The organism is Blastomonas sp. AAP53 (assembly GCF_000331245.1).
Taxonomy (GTDB): Bacteria; Pseudomonadota; Alphaproteobacteria; order Sphingomonadales; family Sphingomonadaceae; genus Blastomonas.
On the sequence record NZ_ANFZ01000009.1, the window covers coordinates 249,613 to 265,452 of the forward strand.

The 15,840-nt window shown below is 62.1% G+C and carries 20 protein-coding genes, 1 tRNA gene and 1 other RNA gene; 16 read left to right on the plus strand and 6 right to left on the minus strand.

The features are described 5' to 3' along the window. Window positions 1–29 precede the first annotated feature (29 nt). A tRNA-Asp gene (locus D618_RS0108085) sits at window positions 30–106 on the plus strand. 106 nt (window positions 107–212) lie between these two features. On the opposite strand, the gene D618_RS0108090 is transcribed toward D618_RS0108085, so the two are convergent. The 5 genes from D618_RS0108090 to D618_RS19670 all read right to left on the minus strand — a co-directional run bounded on the left by D618_RS0108090 (window position 213) and on the right by D618_RS19670 (window position 1,817). Then, window positions 213–422, minus strand: coding sequence for a DUF2842 domain-containing protein (locus D618_RS0108090; protein ID WP_017671000.1), 210 nt, complete (start codon window positions 420–422; stop codon window positions 213–215). Continuing rightward, a complete protein-coding gene (locus tag D618_RS18055) occupies window positions 419–1,003 on the minus strand; it encodes a 5-formyltetrahydrofolate cyclo-ligase (RefSeq protein WP_017671001.1) in 585 nt (194 codons plus the stop codon). The genes D618_RS0108090 and D618_RS18055 overlap by 4 nt, the downstream gene beginning before the upstream one ends. Before the next feature lie 63 nt (window positions 1,004–1,066). Further along, window positions 1,067–1,223, minus strand: a non-coding RNA gene (gene ssrS / locus D618_RS19360) — 6S RNA. 7 nt (window positions 1,224–1,230) lie between these two features. Continuing rightward, a complete protein-coding gene (locus tag D618_RS0108100) occupies window positions 1,231–1,605 on the minus strand; it encodes a cell division protein ZapA (protein WP_017671002.1) in 375 nt (124 codons plus the stop codon). A gap of 5 nt (window positions 1,606–1,610) precedes the next feature. Then, a complete protein-coding gene (locus D618_RS19670; protein ID WP_152414600.1) occupies window positions 1,611–1,817 on the minus strand; it encodes a hypothetical protein in 207 nt (68 codons plus the stop codon). A 198-nt stretch (window positions 1,818–2,015) separates the two neighbouring features. Here D618_RS19670 and tkt point away from each other — a divergent pair, with 198 nt between their 5' ends. From tkt to D618_RS0108140, 7 genes are all read left to right on the plus strand, one after another. Continuing rightward, window positions 2,016–3,989, plus strand: a complete 1,974-nt coding sequence (gene tkt, locus D618_RS0108110; RefSeq protein WP_026091442.1) for a transketolase — start codon at window positions 2,016–2,018, stop codon at window positions 3,987–3,989. 38 nt (window positions 3,990–4,027) lie between these two features. Next, entirely contained in the window at window positions 4,028–5,035 is a 1,008-nt protein-coding gene (gap, locus tag D618_RS0108115; RefSeq protein WP_017671005.1) for a type I glyceraldehyde-3-phosphate dehydrogenase, read from the plus strand. Between the two features lie 32 nt (window positions 5,036–5,067). Continuing rightward, entirely contained in the window at window positions 5,068–6,258 is a 1,191-nt protein-coding gene (locus D618_RS0108120) for a phosphoglycerate kinase (RefSeq protein WP_017671006.1), read from the plus strand. Between the two features lie 56 nt (window positions 6,259–6,314). Then, the gene (locus D618_RS0108125; protein WP_017671007.1) at window positions 6,315–7,214 is read left to right on the plus strand and encodes a fructose bisphosphate aldolase; all 900 of its coding nucleotides are present in this window, start codon (window positions 6,315–6,317) and stop codon (window positions 7,212–7,214) included. Between the two features lie 4 nt (window positions 7,215–7,218). Further along, window positions 7,219–7,860, plus strand: coding sequence for a thiamine phosphate synthase (gene thiE, locus D618_RS0108130; protein WP_017671008.1), 642 nt, complete (start codon window positions 7,219–7,221; stop codon window positions 7,858–7,860). 402 nt (window positions 7,861–8,262) lie between these two features. Further along, window positions 8,263–8,826, plus strand: a complete 564-nt coding sequence (gene efp / locus D618_RS0108135; RefSeq protein WP_017671009.1) for an elongation factor P — start codon at window positions 8,263–8,265, stop codon at window positions 8,824–8,826. 15 nt (window positions 8,827–8,841) lie between these two features. Next, entirely contained in the window at window positions 8,842–9,660 is an 819-nt protein-coding gene (locus D618_RS0108140) for an inositol monophosphatase family protein (RefSeq protein ID WP_017671010.1), read from the plus strand. A 29-nt stretch (window positions 9,661–9,689) separates the two neighbouring features. Here D618_RS0108140 and D618_RS0108145 read toward each other — a convergent pair whose 3' ends face one another. Beyond that, window positions 9,690–10,169: a YbjN domain-containing protein gene (locus D618_RS0108145; RefSeq protein ID WP_017671011.1), complete on the minus strand. Its 480-nt coding sequence runs from the start codon at window positions 10,167–10,169 to the stop codon at window positions 9,690–9,692. Between the two features lie 220 nt (window positions 10,170–10,389). On the opposite strand from D618_RS0108145, the gene ndhC reads away from it, so the two are divergent. From ndhC to nuoF, 8 genes are read left to right on the plus strand one after another with little or no spacing between them, the layout of a single operon-like run. Continuing rightward, window positions 10,390–10,755 carry an NADH-quinone oxidoreductase subunit A gene (ndhC, locus tag D618_RS0108150; protein ID WP_017671012.1) on the plus strand — a complete coding sequence of 122 codons (366 nt, stop codon included), beginning with the start codon at window positions 10,390–10,392 and terminating at the stop codon, window positions 10,753–10,755. Then, entirely contained in the window at window positions 10,725–11,321 is a 597-nt protein-coding gene (locus tag D618_RS0108155; protein WP_193746696.1) for an NADH-quinone oxidoreductase subunit B, read from the plus strand. Before ndhC ends, D618_RS0108155 begins: the two co-directional genes overlap by 31 nt. 49 nt (window positions 11,322–11,370) lie before the next feature. Beyond that, complete coding sequence (locus D618_RS0108160) at window positions 11,371–12,138, plus strand: NADH-quinone oxidoreductase subunit C (protein ID WP_017671014.1); 768 nt, start codon at window positions 11,371–11,373, stop codon at window positions 12,136–12,138. Beyond that, window positions 12,135–13,373, plus strand: a complete 1,239-nt coding sequence (locus D618_RS0108165) for an NADH-quinone oxidoreductase subunit D (protein WP_017671015.1) — start codon at window positions 12,135–12,137, stop codon at window positions 13,371–13,373. Before D618_RS0108160 ends, D618_RS0108165 begins: the two co-directional genes overlap by 4 nt. 26 nt (window positions 13,374–13,399) lie before the next feature. Further along, the gene (locus D618_RS0108170; RefSeq protein ID WP_040370471.1) at window positions 13,400–13,705 is read left to right on the plus strand and encodes a nuclear transport factor 2 family protein; all 306 of its coding nucleotides are present in this window, start codon (window positions 13,400–13,402) and stop codon (window positions 13,703–13,705) included. Beyond that, window positions 13,705–14,373: an NADH-quinone oxidoreductase subunit NuoE gene (gene nuoE / locus D618_RS0108175; protein WP_017671017.1), complete on the plus strand. Its 669-nt coding sequence runs from the start codon at window positions 13,705–13,707 to the stop codon at window positions 14,371–14,373. Before D618_RS0108170 ends, nuoE begins: the two co-directional genes overlap by 1 nt. After that, window positions 14,373–14,543, plus strand: coding sequence for a hypothetical protein (locus D618_RS19860; protein WP_017671018.1), 171 nt, complete (start codon window positions 14,373–14,375; stop codon window positions 14,541–14,543). Before nuoE ends, D618_RS19860 begins: the two co-directional genes overlap by 1 nt. Further along, window positions 14,540–15,838, plus strand: coding sequence for an NADH-quinone oxidoreductase subunit NuoF (nuoF, locus tag D618_RS0108185; RefSeq protein WP_017671019.1), 1,299 nt, complete (start codon window positions 14,540–14,542; stop codon window positions 15,836–15,838). The genes D618_RS19860 and nuoF overlap by 4 nt, the downstream gene beginning before the upstream one ends. Window positions 15,839–15,840: the final 2 nt, after the last annotated feature.

Here is a 15,840-nt window from a genome sequence, read left to right on the forward strand (position 1 = left end):
CAATTCTATCAGCCGCGCTCCAACACGATGCGGGTGTAGCTCAGTTGGTTAGAGCGCCGGCCTGTCACGCCGGAGGTCGCGGGTTCGAGCCCCGTCACTCGCGCCATTTGGCCCGGATTTCACTCCGGAATAATGGTCACTCGCACGTGTTGGAACTCCCACGGATATATCCGCCGGCAGGCGGCCATTGAGCCCGAAGCAGAGGGCAGGTGTCAGGCGCGCCAGCGCCCGGTTTCCATCCAGATCATCAGCGGACGCATCGGCGCGATCCAGACGATTCCCGCGATGCAGTAGATCACTGATTGAACCGCGATGTGCCAGTTGCCGATGATTCTCGAAAAGCTGGCAACGATGACCGCCCACACGATGATGATCCCCAGAATGGCAAAAATGCCCACTGGCTTGCGCAGGGTCGGCTTCATGGCAGGATTCTCTCATGGATGGGCAGCAGCACCTGCTGTTCGGTAATCACCGCATCGAGCGGCATGTCGTGATCATCGGTGGGGACAGCGTCAGCCTGCTGCACGGTCCAGCCCAGGCCGATTCGGCGCGTGCCAGGGTGCGCAGCGCACCAGCGATCATAATAACCGCCGCCCTGGCCCAACCGGTTCAGTGCGGCATCGAACGCGACCAGCGGCATGAACAGGGCATCGGGAGTCACCTCGGGCATCGCGTTGTGCGGCTGCTGGCCCCATGGGCCCTTTTCCAGCGTCTCGTGCGATCCGGTCCACAGGCGGAAGGTCATCGGGCCTGATGGGTCGCGCGTCCAGGGCAGGGCGATCATCTTGCCGAGGTCGAGCATGTGCATCGCATAGCGCTCGGTCGGCACCTCCCCAGGGACGGCATGATAGAGGCCGACCACCTCTGCCGGATCGATCAGCGGAAGAATCGCGCGCGGGGGGCGCCCGAAGATGAGGGCACGATGGGCATCGGGCAGCGCTTGCCAATGCGCGAGACGTGCAGCGCGCATCGCGCGGCGCAGGTCACGCTTCTGATGAATCACGGCGTTCAAGGGGGGCCCGTTCTCGTCTGGTGCTGATAGCGGCCTGAGCGCGTCAGGCAAAAGGGTGGAACCGCCTTGGCCGTTTGCTGGAATATCCTCTGACGCCAGTAACGTCAGGTGGGCGCCGTGTACCTCTGGCCGGAGCCAGGGCAGGGACAGCTCCCTTGGAAGATGTATCGCCTCAGGGATGTTCTCTGCAGCTCGTACCAGGCAGTCCCAGGATCAATCTAGGGCTGTTGGGTCTGCTTCTCAAGCCCTGCGGCGAGATTCTCGATACGCTGTGCCAGCTTCTCGATCGCGCGGGCCGCCAGCTCGCCATCATTGTCATGCGCCAGCAGATCGCCCTGACCTTTTGGCGCTGGTGCCTGAGCCGCAGTTGCGGCCAGCGCCTCCGCTGCGCGATCCTGCGATTCCGCCAGTTCGTCGGCCAGCAGCAATCCGGCAAACAGCAGCGCGCGCGTTTCGGTCAGTCCACCCGAAGCCCCCGCCTTGCGGGCCGCTGCATCGAGCATCGAGCCCAGTCTTGCCAGATGCTGTTCTTCGCCTGGCTGGCAGGTCACGCTGTAGATTCTGCCGGCGATCGAGAGGCGCATGTCAGGCATGATGCTCAGCCTGCCTTGGCCAGGAGGGAGTCGATGCCAGCCAGGGCATCGGCGGCCGCCGCCTTGAGCTGGTCATGCCGCGCCTGCAATTCGCTGTCCGTTGCTGAAACGGACGCCTGGGGAGTCGCGGCCAGCCTGGCCTGCGCTGTCTCAAGCCGCGTCAAAGCTCGTTCCATTTGTCCGATAGCAAGAATAAGTCGTTCATTTGCCATGGAATGACCTTAACATCAAATGGGACAAAAGCAATGATTTGCCATTGTGAGCGTTCCGCAGAACTTGACGCGATCCACCATGGACACCAAAGGGTGACCCCGAAGCCGACTCGACCGGCACAGATTGCGGTGATTGAACCACATTCCGCGCTGGCGACATGGGCCTGATCAAGGATCAGTTGGGAGTTACAAAGGGCGATGTCCGTTCAATTTCAAGATCTCGCCAATGCCGTTCGTGCACTGTCGATGGATGCAGTCCAGGCCGCCAACAGTGGTCACCCCGGCATGCCGATGGGCATGGCCGATGTTGCCACAGTGCTGTTTGGCGAATATCTGAAGTTCGACGCCGCAGCGCCGCATTGGGCGGACCGTGACCGGTTCGTCCTGTCTGCAGGCCACGGATCGATGCTGATCTATTCGCTGCTGCACCTGACCGGCTACGCGCGTCCGACGATCGAGGACATCCGCAACTTCCGCCAGTTGCACAGCCCCTGCGCTGGCCACCCGGAGAATTTCGAACTGCCGGGCGTCGAATGCACCACAGGCCCGCTGGGTCAGGGCCTGGCGATGGCAGTCGGCATGGCGATGGCCGAGCGGCACCTGAACGCCGAATTCGGCGATGATCTGGTCAACCACCGCACCTGGGTGATCGCGGGCGACGGCTGCCTGATGGAGGGCATCAACCACGAGGCGGTCGGGCTCGCCGGACACCTCAAGCTTGGGCATCTCAACGTACTGTGGGACGACAACCGCATCACCATCGATGGCGCGACCGACCTTTCGACCAGCGAAGACATCCGTGCGCGTCATGCTGCCACCGGATGGCACGTCGTTGATTGCGACGGCCATGATCCGGCCTCCATTCGCGCTGCCGTGGACGCAGCGATTGCTGATCCGCGTCCGTCGCTGATTGCCTGCGCCACCATCATCGGCAAGGGCGCGCCCAACAAGCAGGGTACCTCGGCCACGCACGGTTCGCCGCTGGGCGCTGCAGAAGTCGACGCCGCGCGCGCGACTTTGGGCTGGCAGCATTCGCCGTTCGCCATTCCGCAGGATATCCAGGATGCCTGGGCCGTCTTCGGTCGTCGCGGTGCAGACGAGCATGCTGCATGGTCCGATCGTCTGTCGGCATCGGCCAAGGCCAGCGAATTCAATCGCCGGATGGCGGGCGAACTGCCTGCAGGGTTCAGCCTCTCGCAGCACATTGCCTCGCTGCTGGCCGAACCGCAGAAGGTCGCGACCCGCAAGGCATCCGAACTGGCGCTCGAAGCGATCAACCCGCGCCTGCCCGAAACCGTTGGCGGTTCGGCCGACCTTACGGGATCGAACAACACCAAGACCGCTGGCATGGCGGTGCTAAGCGCGGCCAATTACGGCGGGCGCTACGTCAATTACGGCATTCGCGAGTTCGGCATGGCCGCTGCGATGAACGGCATGGCGCTGCACGGCGGCGTGATCCCTTATGGCGGCACCTTCCTGGTGTTTGCCGACTATTGCCGCGCCGCGATCCGCCTGTCGGCTTTGCAGCGCCAGCGCGTGGTCTATGTGATGACGCACGACAGTATTGGTCTGGGTGAAGACGGCCCGACGCACCAGCCGGTCGAGCATGTCATGAGCCTGCGCATCATGCCCAATCTGCTGACCTTCCGTCCTGGCGACGCGGTGGAAACCGCCGAGTGCTGGGAGCTGGCTCTGCAGGCATCGTCCACCCCCAGCGTTCTTGCGCTCACCCGCCAGAACCTGCCGCAGTTCCGTCGTTCGGAAGCCGACGGCAACCAGTGCGCACGCGGAGCTTATCGCATCAAGGTTGCGGGCAACAAGCGCCAGGTGGTACTGATCGGCACCGGTTCGGAAGTGTCGCTGGCGCTCACCGTCGCTGATGCGCTGGAAGCCGCCGGGATTGGCGCGGACGTCGTGTCGATGCCGTGCTGGTCGTTGTTCGACGCGCAGCCGGAAAGCTACCGCGCCGATCTGCTGCCCGCCGACGTGCTGAAGGTGTCGATGGAGGCCGGCGTGACCTTCGGCTGGGATCGCTATGTCGGCCGTGATGGCCTGAGCTTCGGGATCGACAGCTTTGGTGCATCGGCTCCGGCAGAGGCGCTGTTCGACTATTTCGGCCTGACCGCCGACAAGATCACGCCTGCCGTCCGCGCCGCGCTCGGCCAGGCATAAACCCGCTTTTACGACATCAATCGCAGGAGAATTTTCCGATGGCAGTCAAGGTTGCAATCAATGGTTTTGGCCGCATCGGCCGTCTTGTCGCGCGCGCCATTCTGGAGCGCACCGATCATGACCTGGAACTGGTCGCGATCAACGACCTGGGCGATGCCCAGTCGAACGCCCTGCTGTTCAAGCGTGACAGCGTGCACGGTCCGTTCCCCGGCACCGTTGAAGCGGTGGGCGATACGATGGTCGTCAATGGCAAGGCGATCAAGGTGACCGCTGAACGTGACCCCGCCAAGCTGCCCCATGGCGAAATGGGCGTGGATATCGCGCTGGAATGCACCGGTTTCTTTGCCGACAAGGCAAAGGCCAGCGCGCACCTGACCGCAGGCGCCAAGCGCGTGCTGATTTCTGCCCCTGCCGGTGGCGCGGACAAGACCGTCGTGTTCGGCGTCAACCACGACGTGCTCACCGCCGATGATCTGGTCGTGTCAAACGCCAGCTGCACCACCAACTGCCTCGCGCCGATGGCCAAGGTGCTGAACGATCTCGTGGGTATCGAGCGCGGCCTGATGACCACGATTCACAGCTATACCAACGACCAGAAGATCCTCGACCAGATCCACAGCGACATGCGTCGTGCACGCGCGGCTGGCATGTCGATGATCCCCACCACCACCGGCGCTGCGCGTGCGGTTGGCCTGGTGCTGCCTGAACTGAAGGGCAAGCTCGACGGATCGGCGATCCGCGTGCCGACCCCCAACGTCAGCCTGGTCGACCTGACCTTCACGCCGGGCCGCGATACCACGGTCGAGGAAATCAACGGTGCGCTCAAGGCGGCATCGGAAGGCGCGCTCAAGGGCGTGCTGGCTTATACCGACGAGCCGCTGGTTTCGATCGACTTCAACCATGATCCGGCCAGCTCGACCATCGACAGCCTGGAAACCGCGGTGATCGACGGCAAGCTGGTTCGCGTGATCAGCTGGTACGACAACGAATGGGGCTTCTCGAACCGTATGGTCGATACCGCAGGCGTGATGGCCGGCCTGCTCTGATCAACGACACATAAACAGGAGAGGCTGCCCCCATGTTCAAGACCCTGGATGATCTGATTGCTGATCGTCATGGCGTGGCAGGCAAGCCTGTCCTGGTTCGTGAAGACCTGAACGTACCGATCCACGAAGGCCGGGTGTCCGATGACACCCGGCTGCGGTCGGCAATGCCGACGCTGGCCGAACTGGCAGATCATGGCGCCAAGGTTCTGGTGCTCGCACATTTCGGCCGCCCCAAGGGCAAGGTTGATCCCGAGTTCACGCTTCGTCCGATCGCCGAGGCGCTGGGTACGGTGATGGGGCGGCATGTCGGCTTTCTGGCATCGCCCGATCGCCATGCCATCGACGTGCTTGAGCCAGGCAGCATCACCGTGCTGGAAAACAGCCGCTTCTTCCCCGGCGAGGAAAAGAACGATCCCGAACTGGCCAAGCAGATGGCGGCGCTGGGGGATTTCTACGTCAACGACGCGTTTTCCGCTGCGCACCGCGCGCATGTGACCACCGAGGGCCTGGCGCATCTGCTGCCGGCCTTTGCCGGTCGCGCGATGGAGGCCGAGTTGAAGGCGCTGGAAGCGGCGCTGGGCAATCCGGAACATCCGGTCGCAGCCGTCGTCGGCGGCGCGAAGGTTTCCACCAAGCTCGACGTGCTGACGCATCTGGTCGGCAAGGTCGATCATCTGATCATCGGTGGCGGCATGGCCAACACCTTCCTCGCCGCGCGCGGGGTTGATGTCGGCAAGTCGCTCTGCGAGCATGATCTGGCCGACACCGCCAATGCCATTCTGGAGGCGGCCGACAAGGCGAACTGCACCGTTCACCTGCCTTATGACGTGGTCGTGGCCAAGGAGTTCGGCGCCAACGTGCCATGCCGCACCGCGAATGTGCATGAAGTGGCCGCCGACGAGATGATCCTTGATGTCGGCGCGTCCGCGGTCGAGGCTTTGTCCGATGTCCTCAAGACCTGCCGGACTCTGGTATGGAACGGCCCGCTGGGCGCGTTCGAATATCCGCCGTTCGATACCGCCACGGTTGCCCTGGCGCGCACCGCCGCAGCGCTGACGCGCGAGGGCACCCTGGTATCGGTTGCAGGTGGCGGCGACACCGTAGCCGCGCTCAACCATGCTGGCGTAGCCGAGGATTTCTCTTTCGTTTCAACCGCTGGCGGCGCGTTCCTCGAATGGATGGAAGGCAAGGAGCTGCCCGGCGTCAAGGCGCTTCACACCTGAGGCGCGCGACCTCCAATAAACAACCATAAGCCTGCAAACTTCAGGGAAGACCGACCATGACCGACACCGCAAATTTCGACCAGATGCTTGCCAAAATCGAGGCAGGCCAGGGCTTTATCGCTGCGCTTGATCAGAGCGGCGGTTCCACGCCCAAGGCGCTCAAGGGCTATGGCCTTGAAGATGACGCCTGGAGCAGCGACGAGGAAATGTTCGCGCTGATTCACGGCATGCGCAGCCGCATCGTGACCTCGCCCTGCTTCAACGGCGACAAGGTGATCGGTGCGATCCTGTTCGAACGCACGATGGACGGTGAAGCAGGCGGCAAGAGCGTCCCTGCACTGTTGTGGGAACGCGGCGTGGTGCCGTTCCTCAAGGTCGACAAGGGCCTGGAAGACGAAGCGGACGGCGTGCAGTTGATGAAGCCGATCGGCGGTCTGGGCGAATTGCTGGATCGCGCCAAGACGCTCGGCGTGTTCGGCACCAAGATGCGTTCGGTGATCAACTCCGCCTCGCAGACGGGCATTGCGGCGATCGTGAAGCAGCAGTTCGAGGTTGCAGGCGAAATCCTCGATCATGGTCTGATCCCGATCATCGAGCCTGAAGTGAACATCAAGAGCGACACGCGCGCTGATTGCGATGACATTCTGCTCGCCAAGCTGAAAAAGGCGCTCGATGCGCTGCCCGAAGGTCGCCGCGTGATGCTCAAGCTGTCGCTGCCTGCCAAGGCCGGGCTGTTCGCCGATCTGGTCGCGCACCCGGCTTGCATCCGTGTCGTCGCGCTGTCGGGCGGTTTCAGCCGTGCCGAAGCGTGCGTTGAACTTGCCAAGAACAGCGGCATCATCGCCAGCTTCTCGCGCGCATTGCTCAACGATCTCAAGCATCAGATGAGCGACGATGAATTCGACGCTTCGCTGGGCGGTGCGATCGACGAAATCCACAGCGCCTCGGTCGCCTGAGCCTATGACCAGCTGCCAGCTTTACCTGATTTCTCCGCTCGAAGTAGGCGGGGAGTTCCCCGACCGGTTACGCGCCGCGCTGGAGGCAGGGCCGGTGGCCGCGTTCCAGTTTCGCGTCAAGGATATCGACCAGCATGAGGCGGCACGGCTCGCCGCGCCGCTGCAGGAGATCTGCCGCGAGCATGACTGTGCGTTCATCGTCAACGATGATGTGGCGCTCGCCAAGCGGCTGAGCGCGGACGGCGTGCATCTGGGGCAGGGCGATGGCGACCCGCGCGAGGCGCGCGAGGAACTGGGCAAGGATGCGCAGATCGGTGTGACATGCCACAACAGCCGCCATCTGGCCTTGGAAGCGGGCGAAATGGGCGCAGATTACGTCGCTTTCGGCGCTTTCTTTCCCAGCACCACCAAGGATGCGAAGATCAAGGCCGATCCGGAAATTCTGGAATGGTGGTCATCGATGATGGAGCCGCCGTGCGTTGCCATCGGCGGGATCACGCTGGAAAATGCCGCCTCCATCATCGCGACCGGAACGGATTTCATTGCCGTGTCGGGTGGCATCTGGAACCACCCCGAAGGTCCGGCTTCAGCTGTGCGACAGTTCTTTGCTCTCCTGGAGCAGGGCAAGGGGACGGCTGCGGGATGATCCGTCGAGCCGGGACAGATAGCTGACGAAGTCCGCTTCGAACTCTTCGACATCGGGAACGGCATGCCCGCGCTCGGCATGCGCGCTGACAACCTCGTTTCGTGCACGGCCAAAGATCCCGGCAGCTGGCGTCTCGATGCTGAACAATGGCATAGTGATCAGATCCCGTCCCATGCGGCAAGATTGCAGCGTTGGGATGCAGGTTTAACCTAATATCTTCAGCTTCTGGCATATAGGAAGAAAGCGTCATCGCGAGGGGATTGGGCGGCGTCCCTGGTCGGGGGCACGGATTTTGAAGGACCCGCGTGATCGTGCACGTGCAGCCCAAAGCCCTTGCCATGCCCGCTCCATCCGCCTAGAGGGCACCACCATTCCCTGAAATCCATTGGAAACGAGCCTCGCATGAAGATCAGCGGTGTCGATATTCGCCCCGGCAACATTCTGGAACACGAAGGTGGCATCTGGAAAGTCGCCAAGATCCAGCATACCCAGCCCGGCAAGGGCGGTGCCTTCATGCAGGTCGAGATGAAAAATCTCGAGGATGGCCGCAAGACCAATATCCGCTATCGCAGCCAGGATACGGTCGAGAAGGTCCGGCTGGACACCAAGGATTTCCAGTTCCTGTTCGCAGATGGCGAGTCCTATGTGTTCATGGATCAGGAAAACTACGAGCAGATCACCATCGCGGCCAAGCTGTTGGGCGACGAAGCTGCCTTCCTGCAGGACGGCATGCAGGTGACGCTGGAAATGTATGACGAGCGCCCCATCTCGGTGCAGCTGCCTGACACGATCGAGGCGACCATCGTCGAGGCGGATGCCGTCGTGAAGGGGCAGACCGCCTCGTCCAGCTACAAGCCTGCCATTCTCGACAACGGCGTGCGCGTGATGGTGCCTCCGCACATCAGCAGCGGCACGCGCATCGTCGTCGATGTCTATGCCAAGGAATATGTCCGCAAGGCGGATTGATCGGACCCTATTGCCATGCCTGCCATCTCAGCCATCATCCGTGTCATGGAAAGCGCCGCGCGCAAGGCCGGAGGCCGTTTGCGCCGCGACTTTGGCGAGGTGGAGCATCTCCAGGTCTCCAAGAAGGGCCCGGCGGACTTCGTTTCCAAGGCCGATCAGCGCGCCGAGCGCATCCTGTATGATGAGCTCTCCAAGGCGCGTCCGGGCTGGGGTTTCCTGCTCGAAGAGGGCGGCGACATTCCCGCCGAGGCCGGCAAGCCGCGCTTCATCATCGATCCGCTCGATGGCACCAGCAACTTCCTGCATGGCATTCCGCATTTCGCGATCTCGATTGCAGTGCAGGAGCCGACGCTGGACGGCAAGGGCTGGGGCGAGATCAGCGCAGGGCTGATCTATCAGCCGGTGACGGATGAGAGCTATTGGGCTGAAAAGTCTCGCGGAGCCTGGCTGCATGATCGCCGGTTGCGTGTATCGGGTCGTCGGAGCCTCAACGAAGCGTTGATCGCTACCGGCATCCCGTTCCTGGGCCATGGTGACATGGCCGAATGGACGCGCATCTTCGGCGCGATCGCGCCGGAAGTGGCCGGTATCCGCCGCTTTGGTGCTGCCTCGCTCGACATGGCGTGGCTGGCGGCAGGCAAGTTCGACGGTTTCTGGGAAAGCGGTCTGCAGCCCTGGGATGTTGCGGCAGGCATTTTGCTGGTGCGCGAGGCTGGCGGGTTCGTCACCGATTATCGCGGCGGCAGCCAGCCGATGGAGCGCCAGCAGGTGATCGCCGGCAATGACGCGTTGCACTCGCGCCTGCACAAGCTGCTGGTCGGTGCGCTGCGCTGAGCCGCGCAACGCACCGGATCCTTTGAAGGCTATTCCGTCACGAAGCGCCGGTATTGCTGCATCTGGTCCAGCCAGACGCTCAGGTTTTCGTTGAAAACAGCCTGCGGCACGCCGCCCTTGTCGGTATCGACATCCATCACCAGCACCGGATCGTTCTCGTCGTCGCGATACGCGCGCACGAACCGCTTGGTAGCGTTCCATTCGTTGAGCTTCTCGAGCGGAAAATCCTTCTTATCGTTGAAGCCGAAATAGAACTGCACGGTGGCGCAATTGGTCTTGTCGTCATCGCAGTTCATCAGGGCCACCAGGAACGGCATGTCGTCATAGGCGCTGCGGATATAGGGGTTGCCTTCGCCCCGCTTCAGTTCGCTGGGCAGGCCGCGCGCCTGCAGCACGGCCGCTATGCTGTCCGGTATGGTGGCCGTGACATTCTGTGCATGTGCGGGCAGGATGTTCAATCCCGCCGTCAGCGCCATAATGCCGAACAGCGCCGATTTGATTGCTGACATGATCGTGGTGTTCCTCTCCTTGGGCGACCGTGTGCCGCCTTGCCAATCGGATAGCTCGGTTGCCTAGGTCAAATTGTGCCCAAAAGCACAGATTTGCGCAACTTTTCGCGACTTTGAGAATGCGTTGCATTGCCGCAAAAAAGGGGGCGTTGCGGCTTGCGATAGCCGGTTTGCTGGCCTAAAGACCGCTCCAAGCAACACGCACAAGCGGGATACGCACATGGCCGAATATCTGCCGATTTTGCTGTTCCTTGCGGTCGCTCTGCTTCTGTCGGTGGCATTTGTCTTCCTGCCGATAGGGGTGTCGCGGCTCACCGGAGCAGATAAACCGACCGTCGCCAAATTGAGCGAATATGAATGCGGCTTCCCCGCGTTCGAGGATTCGCGCAGCCAGTTTGACGTGCGGTTCTACCTTGTCGCCATCTTGTTCATCATCTTCGATCTCGAAGCGGCGTTCCTCTTCCCCTGGGCGGTGTCGCTGGAGCAGATCGGCTGGGCCGGTTGGGCCACGATGATGGTGTTCCTGTTCGAACTGATCATCGGTCTTGTCTACGCATGGAAAGTGGGAGCACTCGATTGGGAGTAGGATCTAACCCTGCCGCAGGGCTGGCCACGTCGCCTGCCGGAGCGCTGGTGCCCGGTACCGGTACCCTGCCCGATGTCGGCTTTCTGAACGATATCAACGCCGAGGTTGCCGACAAGGGCTTCCTGGTCACCTCGACCGAAGAGCTGTTCCAGTGGGCGCGCACCGGTTCGTTGTGGTGGATGACTTTTGGCCTGGCCTGTTGCGCGGTGGAGATGATCCATGTCAGCATGCCGCGCTATGACATGGAGCGCTTTGGCGTCGCGCCGCGTGCATCGCCGCGTCAGTCGGACGTGATGATCGTCGCTGGCACGCTGTGCAACAAGATGGCCCCGGCTCTGCGCCGCGTCTACGACCAGATGTCCGAGCCGAAATATGTTATTTCGATGGGCAGCTGTGCCAATGGTGGCGGCTATTACCATTACAGCTACTCGGTGGTGCGCGGCTGCGACCGCATCGTTCCGGTGGACATTTACGTCCCCGGTTGCCCGCCGACCGCCGAGGCTCTGCTTTATGGTGTGATGCAATTGCAGCGCAAGATCCGCCGGGTGGGCACGATCGAACGTTGACGTGAAGTGAAAAGGCCTGCTGTGGAGGCTGGCCGGTTGAGGGACGCACATGGGACATTCGGCACCACGTTATGCCGTTCTTGATGGCCTGGGCGACGCTGTCGCCCTCACGCTGGGCGACCGGCTGCTGGCCACGCGGTTCGCGCAAGGCGAATATTGCTTCACCGTCCGCCGCGATGCCGTGGCTGAGGCGCTGGATCTTTTGCGCGACCGGCACGACTATCAGCAGCTGATGGAAATCGCAGGTGTTGACTATCCCGACCGCGCTGAGCGGTTCGAGGTCGTCTATTGTCTGCTGAGCCTGACCAGGAACCACCGCATCCGCGTGGCGTGCACCACCGACGAGGATACGCCGGTGCCCACCGTGACCAATATCTGGCCGGTCGCAGGCTGGCTGGAGCGCGAAGTCTATGACATGTATGGCGTCATCTTCGCCGGCAATCCGGATCTTCGCCGCATTCTCACCGACTACGGTTTCCGTGGTCATCCCTTCCGCAAGGACTTTCCGCTCACCGGCTACAGCGAGATGCGCTATTCCGAAGAGCAGGGCCGCGTGATCTACGAACCCGTCAAGCTGGCGCAGGACTTCCGCAACTTCGACTTCACCTCTCCATGGGAGGGGGCGGACTATGTGCTGCCGGGCGACGAAAAATCGCTGGGCGGTCCGCCGCACGCCGACATCCCGAAGACCACCGAAAAGCAGTCGGATACCGGCGCGGGCAAGGGTGCCAACAAGGAGGCGGCCAAGACCAGCCCCGAGGCGCCTGCTGAAAAGCCGGCCGACAAGAGCCCCGACAACAAGGAGGGCAAGCCATGACCGCCGAAGCCTTTCACGACGATCTGGGTGGCGTGCTGGTCGAACAGGATTTGACCGCAGGCGATCTGGAGATCCAGAACTACACGATCAACTTCGGGCCCCAGCACCCCGCAGCACACGGCGTGCTGCGCATGGTCATGGAACTGGACGGTGAAATCGTCGAACGCATCGATTGCCATGTCGGCCTGCTACATCGCGGCACCGAAAAGCTGATCGAGTACAAGACGTACCTGCAGGCGCTGCCGTATTTCGACCGGCTCGATTACTGCTCGCCGCTGGCGATGGAATACAGCTATGTGCTGGCGATCGAGAAGCTGCTGAACCTCGAAGTTCCGCTGCGTGCGCAATATCTGCGCGTGCTGTTTGCCGAACTGACCCGCATCTGCAACCACATGCTCAACCTTGGCGCGCACGTGATGGATGTCGGTGCGATGACGCCCAATCTGTGGCTGTTCGAAATCCGCGAGGATTGCCTCAACTTCTTCGAACGCGCCTCGGGTGCGCGCATGCACAGTGCCTGGTTCCGCCCCGGCGGCGTGCATCAGGATGTGCCGCTCAAGCTGCTCACCGATCTGGCCGACTGGCTCGACACGTTCCCGAAGCTGTTCGAGGACGCGATGAGCCTGGTCGTCGACAACCGCATCTTCAAGCAGCGCAATGTCGATATCGCCATCGTGTCGAAGGACGACGCGGTGCGCTGGGGCTTTTCCGGTCCGATGATTCGCGGCAGCGGCATTCCGTGGGACCTGCGCAAGTCGCAGCCTTATGATGTCTATGACCGGATGGAATTCGATGTTCCTGTCGGCACGCGCGGCGACTGCTACGATCGTTTCATGGTCCGCGTCGAGGAAGTCCGCCAGTCCGCGCGTATCATGCGCCAGTGCCTGAACGAGATGCCCGAAGGCCCGATCGCGTCTGCTGATCGCAAGGTCGTGCCGCCGAAGCGCGCCGAGATGAAGCAGTCGATGGAAGCCCTGATCCATCACTTCAAGCTCTACACCGAGGGCTTCCATGTCCCGGCGGGCGAAGTCTATGTCGCGACCGAAAGCCCCAAGGGCGAATTCGGCGTGTATCTGGTCGCCGATGGCACCAACAAGCCGTACCGCTGCAAGATCCGCCCGACCGCGTTCTCGCACCTTCAGGCGATGGACTTCATGTCGCGTGGCCACATGCTCTCTGACGCGACCGCCATTCTGGGTGCGATCGACGTGGTGTTCGGGGAGTGCGACCGGTGAGCGTCAAACTGGCCGTCGCAGAGGCGATGATCGCACATTACAATGCTCAGGATGCCGACTCCTATGTCGCGCTGATGACCGACGATGCCTGCGAAGCGGGCTATCGCGGTGCCGTGCTGCGCGAAGGCAAGGAAGGGGTGCGTTCGGGGCTCAAGGCGATGTTCGCCGAGTTTCCACAGAACCGCGCCGACATCCTGTCCAGCTATGTCCTGGGCGAGACCGTCGTGCTGCATGAAAAAGTCTCGCGCTCTGCCGAGAGCGAGCCTTTCGAAGTCATGTCGATTTACAGTTTTGAAGGCGACAAGGTGTCGCGCGTGGAGTTTGTCCGCTGATGGCTGACGCAGCCCATATCCCCGATGAAGCCGAAACCCGCGCCCGCTGGGGTGGTTTTGTATTCACCGATGAAAACCTCGCCAAGGCGAAAACCGTCATCGCGCGCTATCCCGAAGGGCGCCAGCGCAGCGCGGTGATGCCGTTGCTCGATCTGGCACAGCGTCAGGTCGGCGCGGAAACGCAGACGCAAGGCTGGCTGCCGGTTCCAGTGATCGAATATATCGCTGCGATGCTCGATATGCCGTATATCCGCGCCTATGAGGTCGCGAGCTTCTACACGATGTACAATCTCGCGCCGGTTGGTCGCTTCCATGTTCAGGTCTGCGGCACGACGCCGTGCCTGCTGCGCGGCAGCGATGACGTGATGGCGGCATGCGCCAACAAGGGGCTGGTCAAGGGCAAGACCACGCCCGACGGCCTGTTCACGCTGACCGAGGTCGAGTGCATGGGCAATTGCTCGAACGCACCGATGGTCCAGATCAACGACGATAACTTCGAAGACCTGGATTACGACAGCACCACACGGATTCTGGAAGCCCTGGCGGCGGGTGAAAGCCCCAAAGCTGGTACGCAGATCGTGGGCCGCCACACCAGCGAGCCCGAGGGCGGGCCGACCACGCTCAACGCCATGGTCGATGCCAACCACGATTATCGCGGGGATTGGTGATGAATGAGCCGATGCGCAAAGGGGTGCCCGTTATCGGCATCATTTTCCTGGCGCTGGCGGTGTTCAAGTTTGTGAATGGGGATGGCTGGGTTGTCTGGGCCATCCTCGGCTTTTTGTTCGGTGGTTTCGGTATTTTCAGCCGGGATCGATCGGGAGGTACCAAGTCGTGAGTCTCGCTGACAAGGATCGCATTTTTACCAACGTCTACGGGTTCCAGCCCTGGAACCTGAAAGCGGCGCAGGCGCGTGGCGATTGGGACAACACCAAGGATCTGATTGCCTGGGGCCAGGACAAGCTGATCGAAGAGGTGAAGGCTTCGGGCCTGCGCGGACGTGGTGGTGCGGGCTTCCCCACCGGCATGAAGTGGAGCTTCATGCCCAAGGAATCGAAGGACGGTCGTCCCAGCTTCCTGGTGATCAACGCCGATGAATCCGAGCCGGGCAGCTGCAAGGACCGCGAGATCCTGCGCCACGATCCGCACAAGCTGATCGAGGGCGCGCTGATCGCCGGGTTCGCGATGCGCGCGCGCGCTGCGTATATCTATGTTCGTGGCGAGTATATCCGCGAGGCCGAGGTGCTGCAGGCGGCGGTTGACGAGGCTTATGAAGCCGGTCTGATCGGCAAGAACGCCGCCAAATCGGGCTATGATTTCGATGTCTTCGTCCATCGCGGCGCAGGCGCCTATATCTGCGGCGAAGAAACCGCGATGATCGAAAGCCTGGAAGGCAAGAAGGGCCAGCCCCGTCTCAAGCCCCCGTTCCCGGCGGGTGCGGGCCTGTATGGCTGCCCGACCACGGTCAACAACGTCGAATCGATCGCGGTGGTGCCCACCATCCTGCGGCGCGGTGCGAGCTGGTTCTCCAGCTTCGGGCGCGAGAACAACAAGGGCACCAAGCTGTTCCAGATCAGCGGGCATGTCGACAAGCCCTGCGTGGTCGAGGAAGCGATGAGCATCCCGTTCCGCGAACTGATCGAGAAACATTGCGGGGGCATTCGTGGCGGTTGGGACAATCTGCTCGCGGTGATCCCGGGCGGCTCTTCGGTGCCTTTGGTGCCCGCTGCACAGATCATCGACGCACCGATGGATTTCGATGGCCTGAAAGAGGTCGGATCGGGTCTTGGCACAGCTGCGGTCATCGTCATGGACAAGTCGACCGACATTGTTCAGGCGATCAGCCGGTTGAGCTATTTCTACAAGCACGAAAGCTGCGGCCAGTGCACGCCGTGCCGCGAGGGCACCGGCTGGATGTGGCGCGTCATGGAGCGTATGCGTACGGGTGACGCTGACATCAGCGAAATCGACACATTGTACGAAGTCACCAAGCAGGTCGAAGGCCACACCATTTGTGCGCTCGGCGACGCGGCTGCCTGGCCGATCCAGGGCCTGATCAAGCATTTCCGTCCGGAGATGGAGCGTCGCATTGTTGAAAAGCAGGGCGGCGGCCTGATGGAGGCAGCGGAGTAATT